The organism is Streptomyces sp. NPDC018045 (assembly GCF_044327445.1).
Classification (GTDB): domain Bacteria; phylum Actinomycetota; class Actinomycetes; order Streptomycetales; family Streptomycetaceae; genus Streptomyces.
Genome location: NZ_JBIRFL010000084.1, coordinates 1 through 1465 on the forward strand (window position 1 = coordinate 1; position 1465 = coordinate 1465).

The 1465-nt window shown below is 72.7% G+C and carries 1 protein-coding gene; it reads left to right on the forward strand.

Annotated elements, in window-relative coordinates; genetic code table 11:
• Window positions 1-1465, forward strand: a 1465-nt coding sequence (locus ACH4EB_RS38685; RefSeq protein ID WP_398353231.1) for a condensation domain-containing protein, incomplete at both ends; no start/stop codon positions are given.

Here is a 1465-nt window from a genome sequence, read left to right on the forward strand (position 1 = left end):
CACGAGACGCTGCGTACGGTCTTTCCCGAGGTGGACGGCGAGCCGCGGCAGGTCGTGCTGGAGGCCGCCGACGCGGACTTCGCCTGGGACCACCGGCGGATACCGGAGCCGGAGCTGCGGGAAGCGCTGGAAGAGGCGGCCCGGCACCCCTTCGACCTGGCCACCGAGGTCCCGGTCCGGGTATGGCTGTACGAGACCGGTCCGGAGGACCACGTCCTCCTGCTGCTGCTCCACCACATCGCCGGTGACGGGTGGTCGATGGGCCCGCTCGCCCGTGACGTCGTCGAGGCGTACACCGCGCGCACCGAGGGACGCGACCCGGGCTGGCCCGAACTGCCGGTGCAGTACGTGGACTACACCCTGTGGCAGCGCGAACTGCTCGGCGACGAGGACGACCCGGACAGCGTCTTCACGCGACAGGTCGCCTACTGGCGTGCGCAGTTGGACGGCCTGCCCGACCTGGTGAGCTTCCCCACCGACCGCCCGCGCCCCGCGGTGGCCTCCTACGACGGCGAGCACCTCACCTTCGACCTGGACCCCGCCCTGCACCGGCGGCTGGTGGCGCTGGCCCGGCAGTCGAACACCACCGTCTTCATGGTGCTCCAGGCCGCGATGGCCGCGCTGCTCACCCGCCTCGGCGGCGGCCACGACATCCCCCTGGGCAGCGGTGTGGCCGGCCGTACCGACGAGGGCCTGGACGAACTGATCGGCTTCTTCGTCAACACGTTCGTGCTGCGCACGGACACCTCCGGCGACCCGAGCTTCGAGGAACTGCTCGGCCGGGTCCGCGCGACCAGTCTCGCCGCGTACGAACACCAGGACGTCCCCTTCGAGCACCTGGTGGAACGCCTGAACCCGCGGCGCTCCACCGCCCACCACCCCCTTTTCCAGGTCGCCCTGGTCCTCCAGAACGCGCCGGGCGAGGACTTCCGGCTCCCCGGCCTCCAGGTGCAGGCCGAGGTGGTGAGCGCCGGCACCTCGCGCTTCGACATGCTCGTCTCCCTCACCGAGGGGCACGACGCGGCCCACGGCCCGACGGGCATCGAGACGGTCGTCGAGTACGCCACGGAGCTGTTCGACCGTGCGACGGTCGAGGCGCTGCTGGCCCGCTGGGTGCGGCTGCTGGAGCAGGTGACGGCCGATCCGTCGCTGCGCATCGGGCGGCTGGAGCTGCTGTCCGAAGTCGAGCGCGACCAGGTGGTGGCCGGGTGGAACGCGACCGCCGCCGACGTGCCCGGCACGACCCTCGCCCGGTCCGTCGCCGAGCACGCCCGCCGGAACGCGGACGCCGTCGCGGTCGTGTGCGGCGCCGAGACGCTGTCGTACGGCGAGCTGGAGGCGCGGGTGAACCGGCTGGCGCACTGGCTGGTCGGCCAGGGTGTGGGTCCGGAGAAGCTGGTCGGGGTGCTGCTGCCCCGGTCCGCCGACCTGGTGGTCGCGGTCCTCGCCGTACTGAAGGCGGGCG